The 21,632-nt window shown below is 71.8% G+C and carries 18 protein-coding genes; 8 read left to right on the top strand and 10 right to left on the bottom strand.

The genetic code is table 11. From position 1 onward, the window contains the following. Positions 1–123: 123 nt before the first annotated feature. Together BLV39_RS12510 and BLV39_RS12505 are read left to right on the top strand one after the other, a co-directional pair. A complete protein-coding gene (locus BLV39_RS12510; protein WP_090790400.1) occupies positions 124–969 on the top strand; it encodes a DUF308 domain-containing protein in 846 nt (281 codons plus the stop codon). Between the two features lie 227 nt (positions 970–1,196). Then, positions 1,197–2,612, top strand: coding sequence for an alpha,alpha-trehalose-phosphate synthase (UDP-forming) (locus BLV39_RS12505; RefSeq protein ID WP_090790398.1), 1,416 nt, complete (start codon positions 1,197–1,199; stop codon positions 2,610–2,612). Here BLV39_RS12505 and BLV39_RS12500 read toward each other — a convergent pair. Continuing rightward, positions 2,609–3,925: a GH1 family beta-glucosidase gene (locus BLV39_RS12500; RefSeq protein ID WP_204082910.1), complete on the bottom strand. Its 1,317-nt coding sequence runs from the start codon at positions 3,923–3,925 to the stop codon at positions 2,609–2,611. The two genes, BLV39_RS12505 and BLV39_RS12500, sit on opposite strands and share 4 nt — an antisense overlap. Positions 3,926–4,095: 170 nt before the next feature. Between BLV39_RS12500 and BLV39_RS12495 the strand changes: the two genes are divergently transcribed. Then, on the top strand, positions 4,096–7,482 hold the full coding sequence (locus BLV39_RS12495; protein ID WP_239083921.1) for a galactose-binding domain-containing protein: 3,387 nt from the start codon (positions 4,096–4,098) through the stop codon (positions 7,480–7,482). Positions 7,483–7,594: 112 nt separating this feature from the next. Further along, positions 7,595–8,635, top strand: coding sequence for a LacI family DNA-binding transcriptional regulator (locus tag BLV39_RS12490; protein WP_090790393.1), 1,041 nt, complete (start codon positions 7,595–7,597; stop codon positions 8,633–8,635). Positions 8,636–8,795: 160 nt separating this feature from the next. On the opposite strand, the gene BLV39_RS12485 is transcribed toward BLV39_RS12490, so the two are convergent. The 6 genes from BLV39_RS12485 to BLV39_RS12460 are packed head-to-tail and all read right to left on the bottom strand — an operon-like array spanning position 8,796 to position 13,835. Then, on the bottom strand, positions 8,796–9,605 hold the full coding sequence (locus BLV39_RS12485) for an alpha/beta hydrolase (protein WP_090790391.1): 810 nt from the start codon (positions 9,603–9,605) through the stop codon (positions 8,796–8,798). Further along, a complete protein-coding gene (locus tag BLV39_RS12480) occupies positions 9,602–11,017 on the bottom strand; it encodes a flavin-containing monooxygenase (protein WP_090790389.1) in 1,416 nt (471 codons plus the stop codon). The genes BLV39_RS12485 and BLV39_RS12480 overlap by 4 nt, the downstream gene beginning before the upstream one ends. 32 nt (positions 11,018–11,049) lie before the next feature. Next, on the bottom strand, positions 11,050–11,718 hold the full coding sequence (locus BLV39_RS12475; RefSeq protein WP_090790387.1) for an endonuclease/exonuclease/phosphatase family protein: 669 nt from the start codon (positions 11,716–11,718) through the stop codon (positions 11,050–11,052). After that, positions 11,715–12,662 carry an ROK family glucokinase gene (locus BLV39_RS12470; RefSeq protein ID WP_090790385.1) on the bottom strand — a complete coding sequence of 316 codons (948 nt, stop codon included), beginning with the start codon at positions 12,660–12,662 and terminating at the stop codon, positions 11,715–11,717. Before BLV39_RS12470 ends, BLV39_RS12475 begins: the two co-directional genes overlap by 4 nt. 46 nt (positions 12,663–12,708) lie before the next feature. Further along, positions 12,709–13,350: a hypothetical protein gene (locus BLV39_RS44120; RefSeq protein WP_090790383.1), complete on the bottom strand. Its 642-nt coding sequence runs from the start codon at positions 13,348–13,350 to the stop codon at positions 12,709–12,711. 29 nt (positions 13,351–13,379) lie between these two features. Further along, positions 13,380–13,835 carry an SRPBCC family protein gene (locus BLV39_RS12460; RefSeq protein ID WP_090790382.1) on the bottom strand — a complete coding sequence of 152 codons (456 nt, stop codon included), beginning with the start codon at positions 13,833–13,835 and terminating at the stop codon, positions 13,380–13,382. Positions 13,836–13,956: 121 nt separating this feature from the next. Here BLV39_RS12460 and BLV39_RS12455 point away from each other — a divergent pair, with 121 nt between their 5' ends. The 3 genes from BLV39_RS12455 (at position 13,957) to BLV39_RS12445 (ending at position 18,126) form a co-directional block, all read left to right on the top strand. Continuing rightward, complete coding sequence (locus BLV39_RS12455; protein ID WP_090790380.1) at positions 13,957–15,750, top strand: AMP-dependent synthetase/ligase; 1,794 nt, start codon at positions 13,957–13,959, stop codon at positions 15,748–15,750. A 65-nt stretch (positions 15,751–15,815) separates the two neighbouring features. Continuing rightward, entirely contained in the window at positions 15,816–17,450 is a 1,635-nt protein-coding gene (locus BLV39_RS12450; RefSeq protein ID WP_239083936.1) for a sensor histidine kinase, read from the top strand. 7 nt (positions 17,451–17,457) lie between these two features. Then, positions 17,458–18,126, top strand: a complete 669-nt coding sequence (locus BLV39_RS12445) for a response regulator transcription factor (protein ID WP_089251312.1) — start codon at positions 17,458–17,460, stop codon at positions 18,124–18,126. Here BLV39_RS12445 and BLV39_RS12440 read toward each other — a convergent pair. Both BLV39_RS12440 and BLV39_RS12435 read right to left on the bottom strand, forming a co-directional pair. Beyond that, on the bottom strand, positions 18,123–18,572 hold the full coding sequence (locus BLV39_RS12440; protein WP_239083922.1) for a DUF4395 domain-containing protein: 450 nt from the start codon (positions 18,570–18,572) through the stop codon (positions 18,123–18,125). The genes BLV39_RS12445 and BLV39_RS12440 overlap by 4 nt on opposite strands. A 110-nt stretch (positions 18,573–18,682) precedes the next feature. Further along, positions 18,683–19,318: a thioredoxin family protein gene (locus BLV39_RS12435; RefSeq protein WP_239083923.1), complete on the bottom strand. Its 636-nt coding sequence runs from the start codon at positions 19,316–19,318 to the stop codon at positions 18,683–18,685. A 73-nt stretch (positions 19,319–19,391) separates the two neighbouring features. Here BLV39_RS12435 and BLV39_RS12430 point away from each other — a divergent pair, with 73 nt between their 5' ends. Next, the gene (locus BLV39_RS12430) at positions 19,392–20,045 is read left to right on the top strand and encodes a class I SAM-dependent DNA methyltransferase (RefSeq protein WP_090790374.1); all 654 of its coding nucleotides are present in this window, start codon (positions 19,392–19,394) and stop codon (positions 20,043–20,045) included. A 461-nt stretch (positions 20,046–20,506) separates the two neighbouring features. On the opposite strand, the gene BLV39_RS12420 is transcribed toward BLV39_RS12430, so the two are convergent. Beyond that, on the bottom strand, positions 20,507–21,631 hold the full coding sequence (locus BLV39_RS12420) for a glycosyltransferase family 4 protein (protein WP_090790370.1): 1,125 nt from the start codon (positions 21,629–21,631) through the stop codon (positions 20,507–20,509). Between the last annotated feature and the right edge of the window lies 1 nt (position 21,632).

The raw sequence follows: 21,632 nt of genomic DNA, 5'->3' as shown, positions 1-21,632 counted from the left end.
ACGACATCGAGCCTACGAAGCGCGTACGCCATGCCACAACGGACTACTGGAAGGGGCTGCGCACGTGTCACGATTGGCGGCACGGCGCGGGGCGAACCCCGGCGCCAGGTAGGAGGACATGCGGTGTCTGCGGGTGGTGCCCGCCGTGGCCGGCGGGACAACGGTCTCGACGCGGCCGACTTCGCCGTGGCCGGCGACGTCGACCCACGGGTCGGCGAGCACATTCTGGACGTGCTCGGTGCGGGCGGCATAGCCGCCTATCTCCAGCCCTCATCCGACCTCAACCCGGTGACCCGCACCACCACGGTGCCACCGCGGCCGGTCGACCGGCTCTACGTCGACAGTGCCCACGTGGAGACGGCCCGCGGTTACCTGGCGAAGCTGGGGTCCGACGACGAGCCGCCGGCGCGCACGAACGGACACGATCCGGACGTCGAGGCCGCCTGGGCGAAGATAGTCGAAGGCTGGGACAAGGAGCCCGTCGCCGCGACCTGGCCAGCCTCCGAGAACCTCCCGCCGCCGGACGCGACCGCCGGCACCCTCGCGGCCGCCAGCGACCCGACCCGCCCGGCCGACGCGCCGCCGAGCTCGTCCCCGGCCCGGCGCCCGTCGGCCACCGACTTCTCCGGCGTCGCGGTCGGCCCCCGCACCGACGACGGCCCGAGCCTGCTCGACGGCCTCGACACGTTCGGCAACGACCTACCCGGCGAGCCGACCGACGACGAGGGCTACACCCCACCACCCCCGCCGCCACTCCCCCGCATCTCGAAATACGCGATAGCCGGCGTCCTGGGCATCGTCCTGGGCTTCCTGCTCTTCATGTTCCCGGGTGTGGTCCCGATCGATCGCTCGATCGTGACGGTGGTCGCCTTCCTGGCCATCCTGGCGGGCTTCGTCACCCTGGTCTCCCGCCTCCGCCACGGCGGCGAAGACGACGACTGGGACCCGGACCAGGGCGCGAAGGTGTGACCCGGATTCGATTACTCGGGTCCGCGGTGGTCCGCGGCCGCGCGCGAGCGGTGTCTGGCGGGGGCGGCGGTCGTGCGCCAGGCGGGCCCGAGCAAATCTTTCTATTATGTATAAATAGGACGGTGAGTTACTCTCCGGCACGCCGGGTGGTAATCGTCGCGTAACGTGGCGTCAGTAGGAATGACGACTGTCCCCGTCGTCAGCGCTTGAGCGGAGCCTGCTGCCCCATGCGAAGAAGCGCCCTCGTGGTCGTCGCACATCGTTTGCCCGTCGATGACAGTGTCGCGCCCGATGGCGCCTGTGAGTGGCGGCGGTCGCCGGGTGGGTTGGTCAGTGCGCTGCATCCCATTCTGCGCAAGAGTCCCGCCACCTGGGTCGGGTTCGCCGGCCGGACCGGGCCCGCGCGGCAGGTGCCCGACCTCGACGGGGTGCACATGCACTCCGTCCCGTTGAGTGCCGACGACATCGCCGAGCACTACGAGGGGTTCGCCAACGCCACCTTGTGGCCCCTCTATCACGACGCGGTCGAGCAACCCGTCTACCACCGCCGGTGGTGGGAGGCCTACCAGCGGATCAACCAGCGGTACGCGGAGGCCGCCGCCGCCATGGCTGAGCCCGGTGCGGTGGTGTGGGTGCAGGACTACCACCTTCAACTGGTGCCCGGGATCCTGCGTGATCTGCGGCCCGATCTGACCATCGGGTTCTTCATGCACGTCCCGTTCCCGCCGCCGGAGCTGTTCATGCAGCTACCCCGCCGCGCCGAGTTGCTGCGCGGGATTCTCGGCGCCGACCTCGTCGGGTTCCAGCGGGCCCAGGCCGCGCACAACTTCGCCCAGCTCGCCGTCAAGGTGCTCGGGTTGCAGGCCAGTGACCGGCGGATCGCGGTCGACGACCGGATCGTGCGCGTCGGCGCGTTTCCCGTCTCGATCGACACCGCCGACATGGGCTCGTTGGCCAGCAGCGGCCCCGTGGTCGCCCGGGCCCGACGGCTGCGCTCCGATCTCGGCGACCCGCGGCACGTGATCCTCTCGGTCGACCGGATGGACTACACGAAGGGCATCGAGCAGCGGCTCAAGGCCTACAGCGAGCTGCTCGACAGCGGCCAGGTCAAGGTTCGCGACGCCGTGCTGGTCCAGGTCGTGGTGCCCAACCGCGAGCGGGTCGAGCACAACCGGGCGCTGCGCGAGCGGGTCGAGCGTGAGGTCGGGCGGATCAACGGTGAGTACGGGCGGGTGGGTGAGCCGGCCATCCACTACCTGAACCAGCCGTTCGACCGGGCGGAGCTCGCGGCCCTCTATCGCGTCGCCGACATCATGGCGGTCACCCCGCTGCGCGACGGGATGAACCTGGTCGCGAAGGAATACGTCGCGTCCAGAGTGGACGACAGCGGGGCGCTGGTGCTCAGCGAGTTCGCCGGTGCCGCCGCCGAGTTCACCCAGGCCTACCTCTGCAACCCGCACGACCTCGACGGCCTCAAGGCCGTGCTCATGCACGCGATGCGGGCCGGCCCCGACGACGTCGAGGACCGGATGCGGGCGATGCGCGACCACCTGCGGGTGCACGACATCCGGGCCTGGGCCCGCTCCTATCTCACCGCGCTCGACCGCACCGGCAGCCTGGCCGCCCGCCTGACCCAGGTCTAGACCGCGCCACGACCGATCACGTCGCGATACCAGAGGGCACTGTCCTTGGGCGTACGCGTGAACGTCTCGTAGTCGACGTGCACCAGCCCGAACCGCTTGCCATAGCCCAGCGCCCACTCGAAGTTGTCCAGCAGCGACCAGGCGAAGTAGCCCCGCAGGTCGACGCCCGCCGCCATCGCCTCGTGCGCGGCCGCCAGGTGGGTCCGCAGGTAGTCGATCCGGTCAACGTCGTGCACGCGCCCAGCGACCACCGTGTCCACGAAGGCGGCGCCGTTCTCGGTGACATAGAGCGGCAGCGGCCCGTAGTCGGCCGTGACCCGCAGCAGCATGTCGCGCAGCCCGGTCGGGTCGATCGGCCAACCCATCTCGGTCACCGGGCCGGGCGCCTGATGGTGCACGACGCGGCCACCGGTCGGGTAGGGGCTGCCATCGTCCACAGGAGAGGCGGCCGCGCCGACCAGGTCGGGTTGGTAGTAGTTGACGCACAGCGCGTCCAGCGGCGCACCGATCGTGGCCAGGTCGCCGGGGCGCACGAACGCCCAGTCGGTGACCCCCTCGGTGTCGGCGAGCACGTCGGCCGGGTACGCGCCGCGCAGCACCGGGTCGAAGAAGATCCGGTTGAGCAGGCCGTCGATCCGGCGCGCGGCGTCGAGGTCGGCCGGCGCATCGGTGACCGCCCGCACGGTGCCCGCGTTGAGCGCGATGCTGACGATGGACCCGGGTGACGCCGACCGCAGCACCGGGACGGCGAGCCCGTGCGCCAGCAGCAGGTGGTGCACGGCCGCGAACGGGTCGGCCCGCCGGCCGGGCGCGTGCACGCCGGTGCCGTAGCCGAGGAACGCCGAGCACCACGGCTCGTTGAGGGTGTTCCACATCGCGACCCGGTCACCGATCCGCTTCGCCACTTCCGCGGCGTGCTCGGCGAACCGGTAGGCGGTGTCGCGGTGGGTCCAGCCCCCGGTGTCTTCGACCCACTGCGGCAGGTCGAAGTGGTAGAGCGTGGCGACCGGCTTGATGCCGCGGGCGAGCAGCGCGTCGCACAGCCGGTCGTAGAAGCCCAGGTCGGCCGCCCGGGGCCAGGACACCGAGAACCGGTACGCGGTCAGGCCGAGCGAGGCCATCAGGTCGACGTCGTCAGCGAAGCGGCGGTAGTGGTCGGCCGCCCCCGCGCCGGTGTCCCCGTTGACCGTGGCGCCCGGCGTCGCCGCGAACGTGTCCCAGATGGACGGCACCCGGCCGTCCTCCGCCACGGCGCCCTCGACCTGATAGGCGGCGGTGGCCGCGCCCCACCAGAAGGTGGACGGGAAAGCCATCTGATCACTCCCTTGGAGAGCGCTCTCCGAAACGTTCTCCAGCGTCCGGTACGACCGATCTCCTGTCAAGGCCACATGCCTTGACATCGATGAATGTCGAGCGCAACACTGCCAGCACTGGAGAGCGCTCTCCAAAGAGCTCCGTCCCCTCTCCGGAAAGGCAGTCCCCCGTGAAAACTCGCCTGCTCACGGCCGCAGTGGCCGCCCTTCTCACCGTCACCGGGCTCGCGGTCGCCGCACCCGCGGCCAACGCCGCCGACGCCGTCATCTCCCAGGGCAAACCCGCGGTCGCGTCCTCCGCGCAGGGCGCCGACGTGCCCGCCTCCGCCGCCGTCGACGGCAACGCCGGCACCCGTTGGGGCTCGGCCTGGGCGGATCCCCAGTGGATCCAGGTAGACCTCGGCGCCACCGCCTCCATCACGCAGATCACGCTGAACTGGGAGGGCGCGTCCGCCCGCGCCTTCCAGCTCCAGACGTCGCCGAACGGCACGACCTGGACCGACATCTACTCGACCACGACCGGCCCGGGCGGCGTACAGACGCTCGCCGTCACCGGCTCGGGCCGCTACGTCCGGATGTACGGCACGGTCCGCAACAGCGGCTACGGCTACTCCCTGTGGGAGTTCCAGGTGCACGGCACGATCGGCGGCACCGGAAACCCTGGCGTTTGCGGCACCACGAACGCCGCGCAGGGCCGGCCCGCCACCGCCTCCTCGACGGAAGGCGCCGGCGTCGACGCGGCGATGGCCGTCGACGGCAACCCTGGCACCCGCTGGTCGAGCGTCTTCGCCGATCCACAGTGGATCCACGTCGACCTGGGCTCCAGCCAAAGCGTCTGCCGGGTCGTGTTGCAGTGGGAAGGCGCCTACGGCCGCGCGTTCCAGATCCAGACCTCGACCAACGGCACCACCTGGACCGACGTGTACGCGACCACGACCGGCGCGGGCGGCACGCAGACGCTGAGCGTCACCGGCACGGGTCGCTACGTCAGGATGTACGGCACGGCCCGCGGATCGGGCTACGGCTACTCGCTGTGGGAGCTCCAGGTCTTCACGACCGGCGGAAGCACGAACCCCGACCCGGACCCCGGCACCTGGCAGACGGTCTGGAGCGACGACTTCACCGGCGCCGCCAACTCCGCGCCCTCGGCCGCCAACTGGCTGGTCCGCACCGGCACGCAGTACCCGGGCGGCGCGGCCAACTGGGGCACCGGCTCGGTCGAGACCGCCAGCGCCGCGAACGCCACCCTCGACGGCGCGGGCCGGCTCTCGATCCGGGCGACGAAGGACGGCGCCGGCAACTGGACCTCGGGTCGCATCGAGACCCAGCGCACCGACTTCGCCCCACAACCCGGCCAGCTCACCCGGTTCAGCGCGGTGCTCAAGCAGCCGGATGTCGCCAACGGCCTCGGCTACTGGCCGGCGTTCCGGGCCACCGGCGCCGCCTTCCGTGGCAACTACACCAACTGGCCGGGCGTCGGCGAGACAGACATCATGAGCGGCGTCAACGGGCGCAACCAGCTCTCGCAGACGCTGCACTGCGGCACCGCTCCGGACGGTCCGTGCGGTGAGTACAACGGCCGCACCAGCGGGCTCGCGTCCTGCACCGGCTGCCAGGCCGGCTACCACGAGTACAGCCAGGTGATCGACCGCACGAAGACCGACGAGGAGATCCGGTTCTACCTCGACGGGCGGCAGACCTGGGTCGTCCGCGAGAGCCAGGTCGGCGTCACCGCCTGGCAGGCGGCCGTGCACCACGGCTTCTACCTGCGGTTCGACCTGGCCATCGGTGGCCTGTACCCGAGCGGCATCGCCGGCTTCACCGTCCCGACGCCCGAGACCACCTCGGGCGGCGTGCTCAGCGTCGACTCGGTCTCGGTCGCCCGGGCCACCGGCACGACGCCGGCCGCGATGACCGACCCGGCGGTGCCGGCCGGTCCCAGTGTCGTGCGGGTCACCGGGACGCAGGGCAACTGGCAGCTCCAGGTCAACGGGGCGCCGTGGGAGGTGCGTGGCCTCACCTACGGCCCGCCGCAGGGCGCGGCCGACGGGTATATGCGGGACCTGAAGAACATGGGCGTCAACACGATCCGCACCTGGGGCGTCGACGACGCGCAGACCCCGGTGCTGCTGGACACCGCCGCCCGGCACGGGATCAAGGTGGTCGTCGGGCACTGGCTCAACCAGGGCGCCGACTACGTCAACGACACCGCGTACAAGAACAGCGTCAAGGCCGAGATCGTCGCCCGGGTCAACGCGCTCAAGGGTCGGCAGGGCGTCCTGATGTGGGACGTCGGCAACGAGGTCATCCTGACCATGCAGGACCACGGACTGGCGGCGGACGTGGTCGAGGCGCGGCGGGTGGCGTACGCCCGGTTCGTCAACGAGGTGGCGGTGGCCATCCACGCCGCCGACCCCAACCACCCGGTCACCTCGACCGACGCGTACACCCACGCCTGGACGTACTACAAGCCGTACTCGCCGGCGCTGGACCTGCTCGCCGTCAACTCGTACGGCGCGATCGGCGGGGTGAAGAACGACTGGATCGCGGGCGGCTACACCAAGCCGTACATCGTCACCGAGGCCGGACCCGACGGGGAGTGGGAGGTCCCGAACGACGTCAACGGCGTGCCGGACGAGCCGTCGGACCTGGAGAAGCGGGCCGGGTACGCGGCGAGCTGGGCGGCGATCAAGTCGCACCCGGGTGTCGCGCTCGGGGCCACCGAGTTCCACTACGGACTCGAGAACGACTTCGGCGGCGTCTGGCTCAACGTGAGCACGGGTGGCTGGCGCCGGTGGGGCTACCACGCGCTCCGGCAGGCGTACTCCGGCCAGCCGGCTCCGAACACACCGCCCGAGATCACCGGCATGACCGTCGGCTCGCAGACCGCGGTGCCGGCCGGCGGCACGTTCCCGCTGTCGGTCGCCGCCACGGACCCGCAGGGCGACCTGGTCCGCTACCACCTGATGTTCAGCAACAAGCACATCACCGGCGGCACGGGCTTCTCGAACGTCACGTTCACGGAGACCGGCAACGGCACGTTCTCCGTGCGGGCGCCCGAGCAGCTCGGCGTGTGGAAGGTCTACGTCTACGCGTTCGACGGCCAGGGCAACGTGGGCATCGAGCAGCGCTCGTTCAAGGTCGTGCCGCCGACCGTCGCGGGCACCAACCTCGCCCGGGGCCGGCCGGTGACCGCGTCGACGTACCAGCCGACGGGGACCAACGGCCCACAGCTTCCGGCGTACGCCGTCGACGGCGACTACGCCACCCGGTGGGCCAGCGAGTGGGTGCCGACGGCGTGGGTGCAGGTGGACCTCGGCTCGGTGCAGTCCTTCAACCACGTGCAGCTCGCATGGGAGGCGGCGTACGCGACGGGCTACCAGGTGCAGACCTCGAACGACGGCAACACCTGGAGCACGGTGTACGCGACGACGTCCGGCAACGGGGGCTTCGACAGCCTCGCGATCAACGGCACCGGCCGCTACGTCCGGATGAACGGACAGACCCGGGCCACCGCGTACGGCTATTCGCTGTGGGAGTTCGGCGTATATCGGTGAGCGCGCATGGGTGGCGGGCGCTCCGGTGTCCGCCACCCTGCTAGCGTTGGCCACGCCGGCGGCGGAGAGCGCTCTCCCCTGCCGGTCCGACACGAGAGGGCCGACGCGCGACGTGACCACTGACAACGCACGCCTGCCGACCCTGGAGGACGTGGCCCGGCTGGCCGGGGTCTCCCGCGCCACCGTGTCCCGCGTCATCAACGGCATCCGCAACGTCAACCCGGAGCTGCACGAGGTCGTGTGGAGCGCGGTGAACGCCACGGGCTACGTGGCCAACCGCGCGGCCCGCTCGCTGGTCACCCGGCGCACCGGCACGATCGCCCTCGTGGTCTCCGACTCGGAGAGCCACGACGACGACCCGTTCATGAGCCGGTTCTTCAGCGACCCGTTCTTCGGCCGGGTCGTCGGCGGCCTGATGAGCGCGCTGCGCCCGGCCGGCATCCAGCTCGCGCTCCAGCTCGTCGGCGCCGACCAGGCCCGCGGCCAGCTCGTCGGCGACCTGCGCCAGGGCCAGGCCGACGGCTCGGTGGTGCTCTCGCTGCACCCCGGCGACACGCTCCCCCAGCTCCTCGCCGACGCCGGGCTCGCCGGCGTGGTGATCGGTCGCCCGGCCCGCCCCGTGCCGATCAGCCACGTCGACGTGGCCAACGACCGCGGTGCCGCGCTCGCCGCTGACCACCTGGTGGCCCGTGGCCGGCGCCGGATCGGCATGATCACCGGCCCGATCGACGTGCCCGCGAGCGTGGACCGCAGCAGCGGCTTCCGCGCGGCGATGGCCCGGCACGGCCAGTTGTTCGTCCCGTCGGTCACCGGCAACTTCACCTACGACAGCGGCGACCGCGGCATGCGCGAGCTGCTGGCGGAATATCCCGACCTCGACGGCGTCTTCGTCGCCAACGACCTGATGGCCCAGGGCGGGTTGGGCGCGCTGCACGAGCTCGGCCGCCGGGTGCCCGACGAGATCGCGGTCGTCGGCTTCGACGACAGCAGCGCCGCACTGGCCGCCCGCCCGCAGTTGACCACGGTCCGCCAGCCCCTGGAGGACATGGCGGCCGAGGCGGCCCGGATGCTGATGGCCCTCATCGACGAGCCCCGGCGCGAGACCACCGCGGTCGTCTTCGAGCCGACGTTGGTGGTCCGTTCCAGCAGCTAGGGGTGTCTCGTGGATCAAGGTGGTGCTCCGGCGAGGCCCAGGCGGCGTCCGGGCGTGCGCGGAGAGTGGTCGGATACCGGTGTTGTATCTGGCCGCTCTTCGCGTGCGGTCGGGCGTCGTCTGGGGCCGTCGGAGTGCCGCCTTGATCCACGAGACACCCCTAGTGCTCGCCCTTCTCCAGCCAGTCCAGGATCGCGTCGAGGGGCTCCGGCCAGCGGGCGTCGAGCATCAGGTCGTGGCCCATGCCGGGGAACAGCAGCGGTGCGCCACCGTAGCGGCGGGCCACCTTGTCGAGCGCGGACCGGGGCACCACCCGGTCGTCGGGGGTGCCGACCACCAGCACCGGCGGGGCACCGACCGGCTCCTCCGGCGGACGGGACCGCAACAGCTCCCACTGGGCGCGCGGCGAGGCGTGGCCGATCCGCCGCAGGTACTCCCGGGCGGCCGGCTCCGGCAGGGCCCGGCTGAACAACTGCCGCCGGGCGAGCCGCAGCTTCCCACCGAACGCGGCCGGCAGGGTGCCGAACAGGTTGTGGCGCAGGGCCAGGCCCAGCGTCGCCCAGCCGCCGAACACCGGCGCGGCCAGCACACCGGCGCGGGCGGGATAGCGAGCCAGCGCGTGCGCCACCACGAGCGCGCCGGCGCCGTGGCCGACCAGCACCGCCTGGCGCGGCAGTCCGGCGGCGACCTGCACGACGTCGTGCGCGTACGCGCGTAGCTCCGCCTTCGGCGCCGGCTCGCTGTTGCCGTGGCCGCGCGGGCTGACCGCGTGGGCCGCGAAGCCGCGCCCGGCGGCGTGCTCCAGCCAGTGCTCCGCGTACGCCCAGGCGCCGTGCCCGAAACCCGGCACGAACAGCACCGGTGGCTTGCTGTCGTCGGGCAGCTCGGGGGTCGCCGTGAGCACCTCGCGGCGGGCGGGCGGCACCGGGTGGGCCCAGTCGCGGGTACGCATGATCCGCACGGAGGTCATCGCGTGCTCCTTGCCGTCGCGGTGGCCGGGGAGAGCTCGTCCAGGGCGCCCTGGAGGGCCCGCAGGTAGTCGACGTGGTTGACCTCGAACCAGTGCCGGGTGGAGTCCTTGACCCGGGCCCGGTTCCAGCGCTTGCCCACGTCGGCCGAGGCACGCGACCAGAACGCGGCCGCCCGTTCCAGGTCGCGGTCGCGCAGCCGCAGCCAGCGCGCGATCAGCACGGTCTGCCAGTGCACCAGCGGGAACAGCCCGGAGTCGGGCTGCAGCAGGCCGGCGACGGCGAGCGTCGGGTACGTACGCGGGAAGGCGTGCAGGTAGAGGGTGGGCCGGCCGTGCTCGTCGGCGCCGAGGATCTCGGGCGCGAGGAACTCGAACCGGGGCAGGTAGCCGGTGGCGAAGACGACCAGGTCGGGCTCGACCTGGCGGCCGTCGGTGAGCTCGACCCCGCTCCGGTGGAAGCGCTTCACGTCGGGCACGGGCGTGATGGTGCCGTGGCCGAGGTGATAGATCAGTTGGCTGTTGGAGATCGGGTGGGTCTCGAAGACCTTGTGGTCGGGCTTGGGCAGCCCGAACCGGCTCTGGTCGCCGACGGTGAGCCGCAGCGTGCGGGCGGCCAGCCACTGCCGCACTCCCAGCGGCAGCCGGGTCGCCTGCATCTGGTCGTTGACCTGGTCGGCGGGGCGGCCGAGCAGATACTTCGGCAGGTACCAGTAGCCGCGCCGGGTGGAGTGCCAGGTCTGGCTCGCCGACGTCGCCGCCTCGACCGCGATGTCACAGCCGGTGTTGCCGCCGCCGACCACCAGCACCCGGCGGCCGCGCAGCTCCTTGGGGTCCTTGTAAGCGGAAGCGTGGATGGTCTGCCCGCGGAACTCGTCGAGGCCCTCGTAGGCCGGTTGCTTCGGCGCCCAGTTGTGCCCGTTGGCCAGCACGACGGCCAGGTAGCGGTGGGTCCGCTCGGAGCCGACACCGCCGGCGCTGCGGGTGGTCACGTCCCAGCTCGTGTCGTCGGCCGGCTCGACCTTGACCACCTCGGTGCCGAACCAGACGTGCGAGTTGAGGTCGAAGTGGTCGGCGTACCGCTCCAGGTAGGACAGGAGCTGGCTGTGGTGCGGGTAGTCCGGCCAGGTGTCCGGCATCGGGAAGTCCGGGAACTGGGTGAACGGCTTCGACGAGATCAGGTGGGTGTTGGCGTAGACCGGGCTGCGGTCGTGCCGCCAGTTCCAGGCGCCACCGACGCTGGTCTCCCGCTCGTAGCAGTCGACGCCGAAGCCGTGCTCGCGCAGGTTCTTGACGGCGGCGAGGCCGCTGGCGCCGGCACCGACCACACAGACCGTGTCGCGCCGGTCATAGACCGGACGGCCGTCGCGCCAGAGGGTGGTGGAAGGGTCGAAGCTGTCGTTGGCGGTGGACACCGCCCGATCCTTCCGGTGGCCGCGTGTCCTGTCTAGTCGGGTAGCACCAGATCGACGGCTATCGGGAGATGGTCGCTGGCGCGGCGGGCCTGCTCGGAATCCACGACCCGGAAGCTGGCCACCTCGATGCGCTTGTCGACGAAGACGCCGTCGATGGCGCGGCGCGGGCCGGACGACGGGTGGGTCGGTGCCGTTCCCGCGATGTGCAGCCCGTCGGCGACCGCGGCCCAGGTCGGGTCGCCGGGCTCCGCGTTGAGGTCGCCCGCCGCCACGACGGGCAGGTCGCTGCCGCGCATCTCGGCCCGCCAGGCCGCCGCCTGCACCGGGCGCACCGCCGGGTCGGTCGACAGGTGGGAGCCGGTCACCACGAACCGGGCACCGGGCACCGCGCAGGTGGCGAACACCGCGCCGCGCATGTGGTGGCCGGGCACCAGGGGGTAGCGGACGTCACGGGTCTCCAGCACGCGTACCCGCAGCGTGGTCAGCACCAGGTTGCCGAGCGACCAGAGGCCGCCGCCGCCGACCACCATCCGCAGCCGGTCGGCCAGGGTCGCGTTCTTCTGGCGCCAGCGGAACCGCCGGGCACCCTCCTGCACGATCAGCACGTCGGGCGCGAGGTCGGCGACCACCGCGGCGAGCGCGCGCAGGTCGTCCTTGGAGCTATGGATGTTGTACGAGACGACCCGCACCCGAGCCGTCATCGGCGCCGGGCCAGGTCGGCTGCGCCCACCAGTCCCGCTCCGTTGCCCAGTTTCGCGACCCGCAGGTCCGCGACCGGCCAGCGGCCGCGCTGGGCCAGCGACTCTTGGTAAGACGCCCGGGCCGGACCCATCAGCAGCTCGCCCGCGTCGACCACCCCGCCCCCGACCACCAGGACCTGTGGGTCGAGCACCTGCACCATGTCGGCCAGGCCCATGCCGAGCCAGGTGCCGATCTGGGCGAACGCCTCGCGGGACACCTCGTCGCCGTCGCGGGCGGCGGCGGTCACCATCGGGCCGCTGACCCGGTCCGGATCGCCGCCGGCCAGGCTGAGCAGCCGCTCCGCGCGGGTCGGCTCCTGCCGGGCGCCGGCCCGGGCGAACCGGACCAACGCGTTGCCGCTGGCATATTGCTCGATGCAGCCGAGCCGGCCGCAGCCGCACTTGTGCCCGCCGGGCACCAGGCCCATGTGGCCGAGCTCGGCCGCGATGCCGTTGGTGCCGCGGACCAGCTCACCGCCGAGCACGATGGCGCCGCCGACCCCGGTGCCGATGGTGAACATCACCATGGAGTCCTCGGCGTCGTGCGCCGCGCCGTAGCGGAACTCCGCCCACGCCGCCGCGTTGCCGTCGTTCTCCACGATGACCGGCAGGCCGACCTTGTCGCTGACGTAGTCGCGCAGCGGCTCGTCGCGCCAGGCGATGTTGGGTGCGAACAGCACGGTCGAGCGGGAGGCGTCGATCCAGCCCGCCGCCCCGATGCCGACGGCGGTGGCCGGGTGGGCTGCGGCGAGCTCGGCGGCGACCTCGACGATCGTGTCCCGGGTGCGGGCGACGTCGTCCGCGGGGGTGTCCCGCCGGACGGTCGTGATGACCGTCCCGTTCTCGTCGACCACCCCACCGGCGACCTTGGTGCCACCCACGTCGACTCCGATGGTCAGCGTCACCGCTGCCGCTCCCCTCTGCTGTGCTGTCGTCGGGTCGACGGCGCCGTCAGGCGTCGTCGTCCGACCGTGGCGCCGGTGGCGCCGTCCGCTTGACGGCCTTGCGGGCCATCGGTTTCGCCGGCTTCGGCTGCGGCTCGACCTCGTCGTCGACCGCGCCGCCAGCCGCGGTGGCCGCCGCCCAGACGTCACCGGCCGCGGGGCCCGGTCCAACATCATCGCGGGTACGGGTGGCCGCGCGCCAGATCTCGTCGTCGGAGAACCGGGGAGCGGGCGCCGGCGGCGGCTGCGGATCCCGCACGGCGGTGGAGCTGTTGACCGCCCGCAGCAGGCTGGCCACCCCGGCGGCGAAGTCGCCGGCGCCGGTCGCGAGCCGCTCGGCGAACTCCGGACTCGGGTCGCGCAATGCCACGATCACGCGGCAGATCGGACAGACGCAGCACTCTGCATCGCCGGTGGCGATCTTTGGCTCAGTTCCCGTGGCGATCTTCGGGCCGGCGGCGTGCGTACCCCCGGATGGGTGATGGTCGCCGCCGAAAGCGCTGCCGAGCACGTCGGTCAGCGAGCCGAGCGCGCTCATGCCCGCCGCGAGGCCAGGGCCGTCGCCGGCCCGGCGCGCCATGGCGAGCGCTGCGGCGACAAGGCGCTCGGCCTCGCCGCGGGCGGACGTGGGGTCGGGTTGCGGTGCCATCGTCGTTCCTCAGGTAGGTGCGGGCCCGGTCAGGCGCGCGGGTAGAGAGACTCCACCCGGCCCTTGAGCTGCTTCAGGGCGGCATCCATGATCATCTTCTCGGCTTTCTTGCGGAACATGCCAAGCATGCCCACCGCCAGGTCGACTTCGAGCGTGTACGTGACCTCGCTCCCACGCTCGCCGACCGGTTCGATGTCGTAGGAACCGTTCTGCGTCTTCTGCATCTTCGACGGCGCGACCAGATGCCATTCGATGCGCGAGATGTCCTCGGCGTACTCGTATTGGAGGGTGTATTCGTCCACCAGCACGCCGGCGTCGATCACGAACCGCACCTGACTCGCATAGCCGTCTTCGTATTCCTCGACCACCTCGACCGACTTCATCGCCGTGGTCCACTCCGGGTAGCGCACGAAGTCGCAAATCACCGCCGCGACCTGGGCCGGGGTGGCCTCGATCTCAATCGACTGGGTGGAGGAGTCCGCCATGTGGGGCAGGCTACCCCTTTGGGCGCTGTCGACTGGCTGACGGCTCGCTGGTCCCCCGGATCGGACTCGATGTCGATACGGGTAGGTTGCATTTAGCTGATCGCGTTCTGTAGGAGGCCAGGTGCGCGAATTCTCCGTTCCCCCCGTTGTGACGATCGGGGACGCGGCGAACCTGACCGATCCGGTCTGGGACAACGCCGTCGCGGCACCTGACACGGTGCAGTTCCGGCGGCGCCGCGGTGGCGAATGGTTCGACGTCACCTGCGGACAGTTCCGGGACGAGGTCGTCGCGCTCGCACGCGGCCTGGTCGCCGCCGGCATTCAACCTGGCCAACGCGTGGGGCTGATGAGCCGCACGCGCTACGAGTGGACCCTCGTCGACTACGCGATCTGGTCCGTCGGCGCGGTCACCGTCCCGGTCTACGAGACGTCGAGCGCCGAGCAGGTCCGCTGGATGCTCGAGGACTCCGGCGCGGTCGCGCTGTTCGTCGAGACCGACGCGCACGCGTCGCTGGTCTCCGGCGTGCGCGCCGACCTGCCCGACCTGACCGAGGTGTGGCGGATCGAGTCCGACGACCTCGACCAGATCCGCGAGCGCGGCGCGACGGTCGACGCCGCGGTCATCGAGGAGCAGCGGCGCACCTCGACCGCCGACGACATCGCCACGATCATCTACACCAGCGGTACGACCGGCCGGCCCAAGGGCTGCGTGCTGACCCACCGCAACCTGCTCTCCGACATCGCCAACGCGGTGCCGGTGCTGCCGGACCTCTTCCACGAGGGCGGCTCGACGCTGCTCTTCCTACCCCTGGCGCACTCCTTCGCCCGGCTGATCCAGATCGGCATGGTGCACGCCCGCGCCACGATGGGGCACCTGCCCGACACCAAGACGCTGGTCGCGGACCTCCAGGACTTCCAGCCGACGTTCGTGCTCTCCGTGCCGCGGGTGTTCGAGAAGGTGCACACCGGCGCCAAGCAGCGCGCGGCGGCCTCGGGCAAGGGCGGCATCTTCGACAAGGCCGAGCAGGTCGCGATCGCGTACTCGACCGCGATGGAGGGCTCCGGCCCCGGGCTGGCCCTGCGGATGCAGCACGCCCTCTACGACAAGCTGGTCTACGGCAAGCTGCGGGCCGCGATGGGCGGCAAGTGCACCCGGGCGATCTCGGGCGGCGCGCCGCTCGGTGCCCGCCTGGCGCACTTCTTCCGGGGCATCGGCGTCACCGTGTACGAGGGCTACGGCCTCACCGAGACCTCCCCGGCGATCGCCGCCAACCTGGAGAGCGCCACCCGGATCGGCACCGTCGGCCGCCCGTTGCCCGGCGTCACCGTCCGGGTCGCCGACGACGGCGAGATCCTGGTCAAGGGCCCGCTGGTGTTCAAGGAGTACTGGCGCAACCCGACGGCGACCGCCGAAGTGCTCGACGACGACGGCTGGTTCGCCACCGGCGACCTGGGCGAGCTCGACGACGACGGCTTCCTGACCATCACCGGCCGGAAGAAGGAGATCATCGTCACCGCCGCCGGCAAGAACGTCGCGCCGGCCGTGCTCGAGGACCGGATCCGGGCGCATTACCTGGTCAGCCAGGCGATGGTGGTCGGCGACCGGCAGCCGTTCATCGCCGCGCTGGTCACCATCGACCCGGAGTCCCTGCCCCGCTGGCTCGAGTCGATGGGGCTGCCGGCCGACACCGCCGTGGCGGACCTGCGCACCGACGAGAAGCTGCGGGCCGAGATCCAGAGCGCGGTCGACGACGCCAACAAGGCCGTCTCGCGCGCCGAGGCGATCAAGGAGTTCCGCATCCTGCCGGCGGACTTCACCGAGGCGACCGGTGAGCTGACGCCGTCGCTCAAGGTCAAGCGGGGCGTCGTGCTGAAGACGCATCAGGCCGAGATTGACGAGATCTATCGCCGATGACATCTGAGGCGCCCGCACCGACGCCGATCCGCGCCCATCCGCTCGCCGTGGCCGCGCGAATTGTCATGCTCGCGCTCGTCGCCGTCCTCGTGCTGCTCACCACGCAACAGCTTGAACAACTGTGGTGGGTGGCGCTGCTGATCGTCGCCGGGCTGCCCGCCGTGATCGCGCCCCGGCACCCGGTGCTCGCCCCGCTCGGGCGGTTCGCCGAGGTGATCGTGGTGGGCATCGGTGCCAGCCAGGTCGCCGAGCACACCGCCAGCAACGCGCTCGGCCAGGGCATCGGCGCGGCCGCACTGCTGCCGTACCTGTCGGTGCCGCTGACCGTGACGGCGCTGCGCCGGCGGTCCCGGGAGAGCGCGGCCCTGCTCGCCACGGCCACCGTGGCGCTGGTCGTCGGTGGCACGATCAGCTCGACCGGCGGCGACCCGCTGATCGCCAAGCCCGGCTACCTGGTCGTCGCGGCGCAGTGGCTGATCCTGGCCTCGCTCGGCACGCTGGCCGCGTCGACCCTGCAACGGATCATGCAGCAGCGCGAGAAGGCCGGGCGACCACAGCCGTACGCGGAGGCGACCCGGCTGTTGACCCAGCTCCGCAGCGTCGCCCGACAGCTTCCCGGCGCCACGCTCGACCCCGGTGGCATCTCCGAGCACCTCGTCGAAGAGCTGCGCGGGGTGGCCCGGGCCGATCGCGCCGCGGTGCTCTCCGCCAGCGGCGGCGGACGGTTGGTGGTGCTCGCCCAGGCGGGCGTCGACCGGGTCGACTGGGAGACCAGCCTCGACGCCGACTCCGCGATCGCCGAGGCGTGGGCCAGCCAGCAGCCGTACACGGCCAGCCGTTCGCAGGCCCGCTCGCACCGCCGCGGCGACGTCTCCGCGCTGGTGGTGCCGCTGGTGGCCGGCCTGCGTACCGTCGGATTGGTGATCATCGAGGCCGACGTATCCGGTGCCTACCCGCCGGTCGTGGTGCAGCAGGTGACCGCGCTGACCGGTCCCGCCGCGCTGCGGTTGGAGGCGGCACTGCTGTTCGACGAGGTCCGCTCGCTGGCCACCAACGAGGAACGGCAGCGGCTCGCGCGCGAGATCCACGACGGGGTCGCGCAGGAGTTGGTCATGGTCGGGTACGGGATCGACAACGCGCTCGCCACCCTCCCCGACGATGCCAAGGAGACGGCCGAGGAACTGCGGACCCTGCGCGGCGAGGTGACACGCGTGATCACCGAGTTGCGGTTGTCGCTGTTCGAGCTTCGCTCGGAGGTCGACCGGCAGGGCGGTCTGGCTGCGGCGATCTCCGAGTACGCGCGCACCGTCGGCGCCTCGGGTGGCCTGCGGGTGCACGTCACACTGGACGAGTCGACCGCCCGGCTGCCCGCCGCCACGGAGGCCGAACTCCTCCGGATCGCACAGGAAGCGATCACGAACGCCCGAAAACACGCGGGAGCCACTAACCTGTGGGTCTCGTGTTCCATCGATCCACCGTATGCACAGATCGAAGTGTCGGATGACGGTCAGGGCATCGCCGACCAGCGTCCAGACGGCCGCTACGGTCTTGCGATCATGGCGGAGAGAGCGGAACGTATCCGAGGCCGGTTGGAGATCAGTCCGCGAAGCCCGTCCGGCACGACCGTGGCGGTGGTAGTCGGCACGCCACCGCGGCGCGGTAGCGTGCGCGATAGCGTCACCGCATCAGAAGGGGAGTAACCCGAGCATGACGACCAGCCCATCGCCGGCCACTCGCACCAAGGTCCTCCTGGTCGACGATCACGACCTGATCCGCAAGGGCCTGCGGCACGCGTTCGAGCGCGACCGCCAGTTCGAGGTCGTGGGCGAGGCCGCCACCGCCGCCGAGGGCGTACGCCAGGCCGGCGCTCTGCAGCCCGATGTCGTGATCATGGACCTGCGGCTCCCCGACGGCAGCGGCCTCGAGGCGACCCGCGCGCTGCGCAAGTCCAGCGCGACGATGGGCATCGTCGTGCTGACGATGTACGCGGGCGACGACCAGTTGTTCGGCGCCCTCGAAGCGGGTGCGAGCGCGTTCGTCCCGAAGACCGCCCCCGCCGACGAGGTGGTCGCCGCCGCCCGGCACGCCGCGTCGTCGCCGTCGGCGTTCACCGCCGCCGATCTGGCGGAGGCGATGAAGCGCCGGCTGGCCCCCTCGGGCCCGCAGCTTTCTCCGCGCGAGGGCCAGGTGCTCCGCCTGCTCGCCGACGGCATGTCGGTGGCCGGCATCGCCAAGCAGCTCTTCGTCAGCGAGTCGACGGCCAAGACGCACATCTCGAAGCTCTACGAGAAGCTCGGCGCCGCCAACCGGGCCCAGGCCCTGATGACCGCGCTGCGCCTCGGCCTGCTCGAAGCACCGGACGCCCCCAAGTTCTAGTCGTTGGTGATGATGCGGGCGGCCATCGGCCGTCCGGTCATCCGGCGCACGGCGAGGTAGAGCTCGCATCCGAGGCACAGCCCGAACGCGCTGTTGAGGAACGCGGCGGCCAACCCGAACGCGGCCGCCACGATTCCGACTGCCGTGCCGGCCGTTCCGCCGGCGCCGAAGCCGATGGCCGCGACGATCGCGAACACGCCGCCGAGCGCCTGCGCGAACCGCACGGGCTCGGCGGGCTCGCGCTCCGTCGTCGGGCCGAGCCGCGGTGCCACGAGCGTGCGGAAGAGCAGTGAGTAGGGACCCTTGCGTGGGTCGATCGCGGTGATCGCGAACACGACGGCCTGCGCGAGGGCGAGCCACCAGGCGCCGGTCACCAGGATCAACACGAAGACGATCGCGGTAAGGCCGGCGGCGAAGCGCGGGCCACGGGGGTCGAGCAGCATCATGCGCCTTTCGGGTCGTCTCGTCAGGTCTGAAGTCGCTGGTGCTCAGCGACAGAGACTGGCGGCGAGACGCCCGTGGTCGACGGCGCGGCGTCGGGTGAGCTTGTCGTTCATCACGCCACCGACCCGATCATCGGCGCGACGGCGGCGACCACCTGGGCCTTGCCGGGCACGCCACTGGCCCGCTGCACGACCCGGCCGCCGCTGACGATCAACGTCGTAGGTGTGCGCCAGATGTCGAGCGCCCGCACGGCATCGAGGTGGCTCTCCGCGTCGACCTCAAGGTGCGTGACGCCGTCGACCATCGTGGCGACGTCGGCGAGCACCCGCCGGGTGGCCCGGCAGGGTGCGCAGAAGGCGGACGAGAACTGCAGCAGGGTCACCGGGGTGGCCGGGTCGACGCCGAGATCCAGCAGGATCTGGTCGGCCGCGGGGTGCGCGTCGTCAGCGGCGAGGGTCGCGGGGCGGTCGTCGCTCGGCAACGCTGAGGTTCCGGCCCCTGAGCGGTCCACGGCGCCGCTCCGAGCGGCCGATCCCGCGCCTGTGGCGACGGCGGCCGGTCGGTGGTGGCCAGTGGCGGTCGGGCCGTCAGTTCCTCCGGCGGCGGGTGTGTCGCCAGCGCGGGCGGCGGCTCCCGCGGCGACGGGCCGTAGGCGGCCGTCGTGACGGTTGCGCCACAGGCCGAAGGCGGTCGCCATCACCAACACGGCGACGGCCACCACGAGCCCGGTGACAGCGGAGGAACCCACGGCTCTAAGTTGCCACGATCACCCCCGTGGCGCCATGACGTGGCCCACGTCTCACCGCGTAAGGTCGACGACCGTGCTCGAACCCGACTTCGTAATCAACACCCGGACGTCCTACGACACGATCGCCGACGGCTACGCCACGCAGTTCAAAGACGAGTTCCAGCGGTACCCGCTGCACCGCGCGCTACTGACCTGGTTCGCCGAACTCGTCGGCGATGGCCCGGTCCTGGACGTGGGCTGCGGCCCCGGCCGCACCACCGGCCTGCTGCACTCCCTCGGCGTGGACGTAGCCGGCGTGGACCTCTCCCCCGGCTTCCTGGCCATCGCGCGGGCGGAGAACCCCGGCATCCGCTTCACCGAAGGCACGATGCTCGCGCTGGACCAGAAGCCCGGAAGCCTCGCCGGCCTGCTGGCCAACTACTCCCTGATCCACGTCCCCGACGAAGCGCTGTCGGAGATCCTCGCGGGATTCCACCGGGCCCTGCGCAACGGCGGCTACCTGTGGGTGGCCCACCAGGTCGGCGACGAGCCCCGGCACATGACCGAGGCCTACGGACAGGAGATCGACCTGGTCTTCCGCCGCCGCCAACCCGATTTCCTGGCCGCGGCCCTGTCTGCGGCCGGCTTCGAGCTCCGGCTCCGTGTCGTCCGCGAGCCGGAAGACGGAGAGCTCACCCCGCACACCATCCTCGTGGCCCGCAAACGCCCGGACTCCGACGTCCTCTGACAGACGCCGGCCGGGTCTCGCCCGCGACCGCACACGTTTTGACACGTAGGTACATGCCAAAACATGTGCGGCCTGGCGAGCAGCTCCGCCGCCGAGTCGCCACGCCGAGCGCCGGAAAGCGCGATCATGCGGACCTGGGCAAGGGCATGCCGACCGCCGCAAACGCGACCTGGTCGCCGCGAAGCGGCCACCGGTTCCGGCCGTCCATCGACGCCGGGTCCGGTGACCGGACCGGGTCGCGCTGGCCAGCCCAGGCCAGGTCCCGGGTGGCCAGGCCACAGCGCGGGTGGCCAAGCCGGGTCGCGGTAGCCAGGCCGGCCCGGGCCACGGGTGACCAAACCGGGTCGCGGTGGCCGAGCCATTTCGAGGGTGGCCAAGCTACGTCGCGGTGGCCAAGCTGGGTCGCGGGTGGCCAAGCCGCGTTGCGGTGCTGGGACCCCGGGCGTGGCGGGGTGGCTGGGTCAGGGGGTGAGTAGGGCGCGCATGCGGGTGGCTTGGGTTTGCCAGCGCCAGTCGCGTTCGACCCAGGCTCGGCCTGCTTGGCCCATGCGGTGGGCCAGGTCCGGGTCGGCCAGCAGGGTGGCGACGCGGTCGGCGATCTGGGTGATGTCTCGGCCGTCGACCACGTAGCCGGTTTCGCCCTCGCGGACCGCGTCCGGGGCGCCGCCTGAGTCGCCGGCTACGACCGGGAGGCCGGTGGCCGAGGCCTCCAGGTAGACGATGCCGAGGCCTTCGACGTCGAGGCCGCGGTTGCGGGTGCGGCACGGCATCGCGAAGACGTCGCCCGCCGCGTAGTGGGCCGGTAGTTCCTCCCACGGGACGCCGCGGGTGATGACCACGTTGTCGTTCACGCCTAGGGAGGTGGCCAGGCGGCGAAGGCGTTCGTGGTTGGGGCCGCCGCCGACCAGCAGCAGCGCGGCGTCGGGGACGGCCTTGATGATGGCGGGCATTGCCCGGATCAGGGCGTCCTGGCCCTTGCGGGGCACCAACCGGGAGACGCAGACGACGACCGGGCGGTTCTCGAGGCCGTGCCGGGCTCGGATCGCGCTGCCGTCGACGCTCGGGTGGAACAGGTCGACGTCGACGCCCGGTGCGAGGCGGCGCAGGTCGGTCAGGCCGTGCAGGGCGCGTTCGAGGCGTGTGCGCTGGTAGTCGGTCAGGTAGGTGACCACGTCGGCGCCGCGGGCGATCCGGCGTAGCAGCCCGCGGGCGCCGGGCAGAGCCGCCCAGCCGATCTCGTGGCCGTGGGTCAGGGCGACCACCCGGGAAACGCCGGCTCGGCGGCGCAGGCCGTCGGCCAGTAGGCCGAGCGGTGCGGCCGCGCCGAACCAGACCGTGTCGCAGTCGTGTGCCCGGGCCAGCTCGGCGGCGCGGCGCGCGACCGCCGGGGTCGGGAGCAGTACGCCGGTCGACTCGCGGACCACTTCGAAGGGCTGGTCGGCGTCGAACTTGTCGGCGCCCCGCCAGGTCGACGAGTAGACCACCACCGAGCCGGCCGGTTGCCGGACCGCGAGCTGGTGCACGAACTTCTGGATCCCGCCAGGTCGGGGTGGGAAGTCGTTGGTGACGAGCAGGGTGCGACTCACC

Source organism: Asanoa ishikariensis (assembly GCF_900107455.1).
Lineage (GTDB): Bacteria > Actinomycetota > Actinomycetes > Mycobacteriales > Micromonosporaceae > Asanoa > Asanoa ishikariensis.
The sequence above is the reverse complement of the archived record's forward strand: the minus strand, read 5'-3'. Positions and strand labels throughout refer to the sequence as shown.

Bases quoted from the DNA above. Each gene is read 5' to 3' on its own strand.
- BLV39_RS12475 (WP_090790387.1), bottom strand. From the start codon at position 11,718: ATGACGGCTCGGGTGCGGGTCGTCTCGTACAACATCCATAGCTCCAAG.
- BLV39_RS12460 (WP_090790382.1), bottom strand. From the start codon at position 13,835: ATGGCGGACTCCTCCACCCAGTCGATTGAGATCGAGGCCACCCCGGCC.
- BLV39_RS12505 (WP_090790398.1), top strand. From the start codon at position 1,197: ATGCGAAGAAGCGCCCTCGTGGTCGTCGCACATCGTTTGCCCGTCGAT.
- BLV39_RS12445 (WP_089251312.1), top strand. From the start codon at position 17,458: ATGACGACCAGCCCATCGCCGGCCACTCGCACCAAGGTCCTCCTGGTC.
- BLV39_RS12500 (WP_204082910.1), bottom strand. From the start codon at position 3,925: ATGGCTTTCCCGTCCACCTTCTGGTGGGGCGCGGCCACCGCCGCCTAT.
- BLV39_RS12440 (WP_239083922.1), bottom strand. From the start codon at position 18,572: ATGATGCTGCTCGACCCCCGTGGCCCGCGCTTCGCCGCCGGCCTTACC.
- BLV39_RS44120 (WP_090790383.1), bottom strand. From the start codon at position 13,350: ATGGCACCGCAACCCGACCCCACGTCCGCCCGCGGCGAGGCCGAGCGC.
- BLV39_RS12450 (WP_239083936.1), top strand. From the start codon at position 15,816: ATGCTCGCGCTCGTCGCCGTCCTCGTGCTGCTCACCACGCAACAGCTT.
- BLV39_RS12485 (WP_090790391.1), bottom strand. From the start codon at position 9,605: ATGACCTCCGTGCGGATCATGCGTACCCGCGACTGGGCCCACCCGGTG.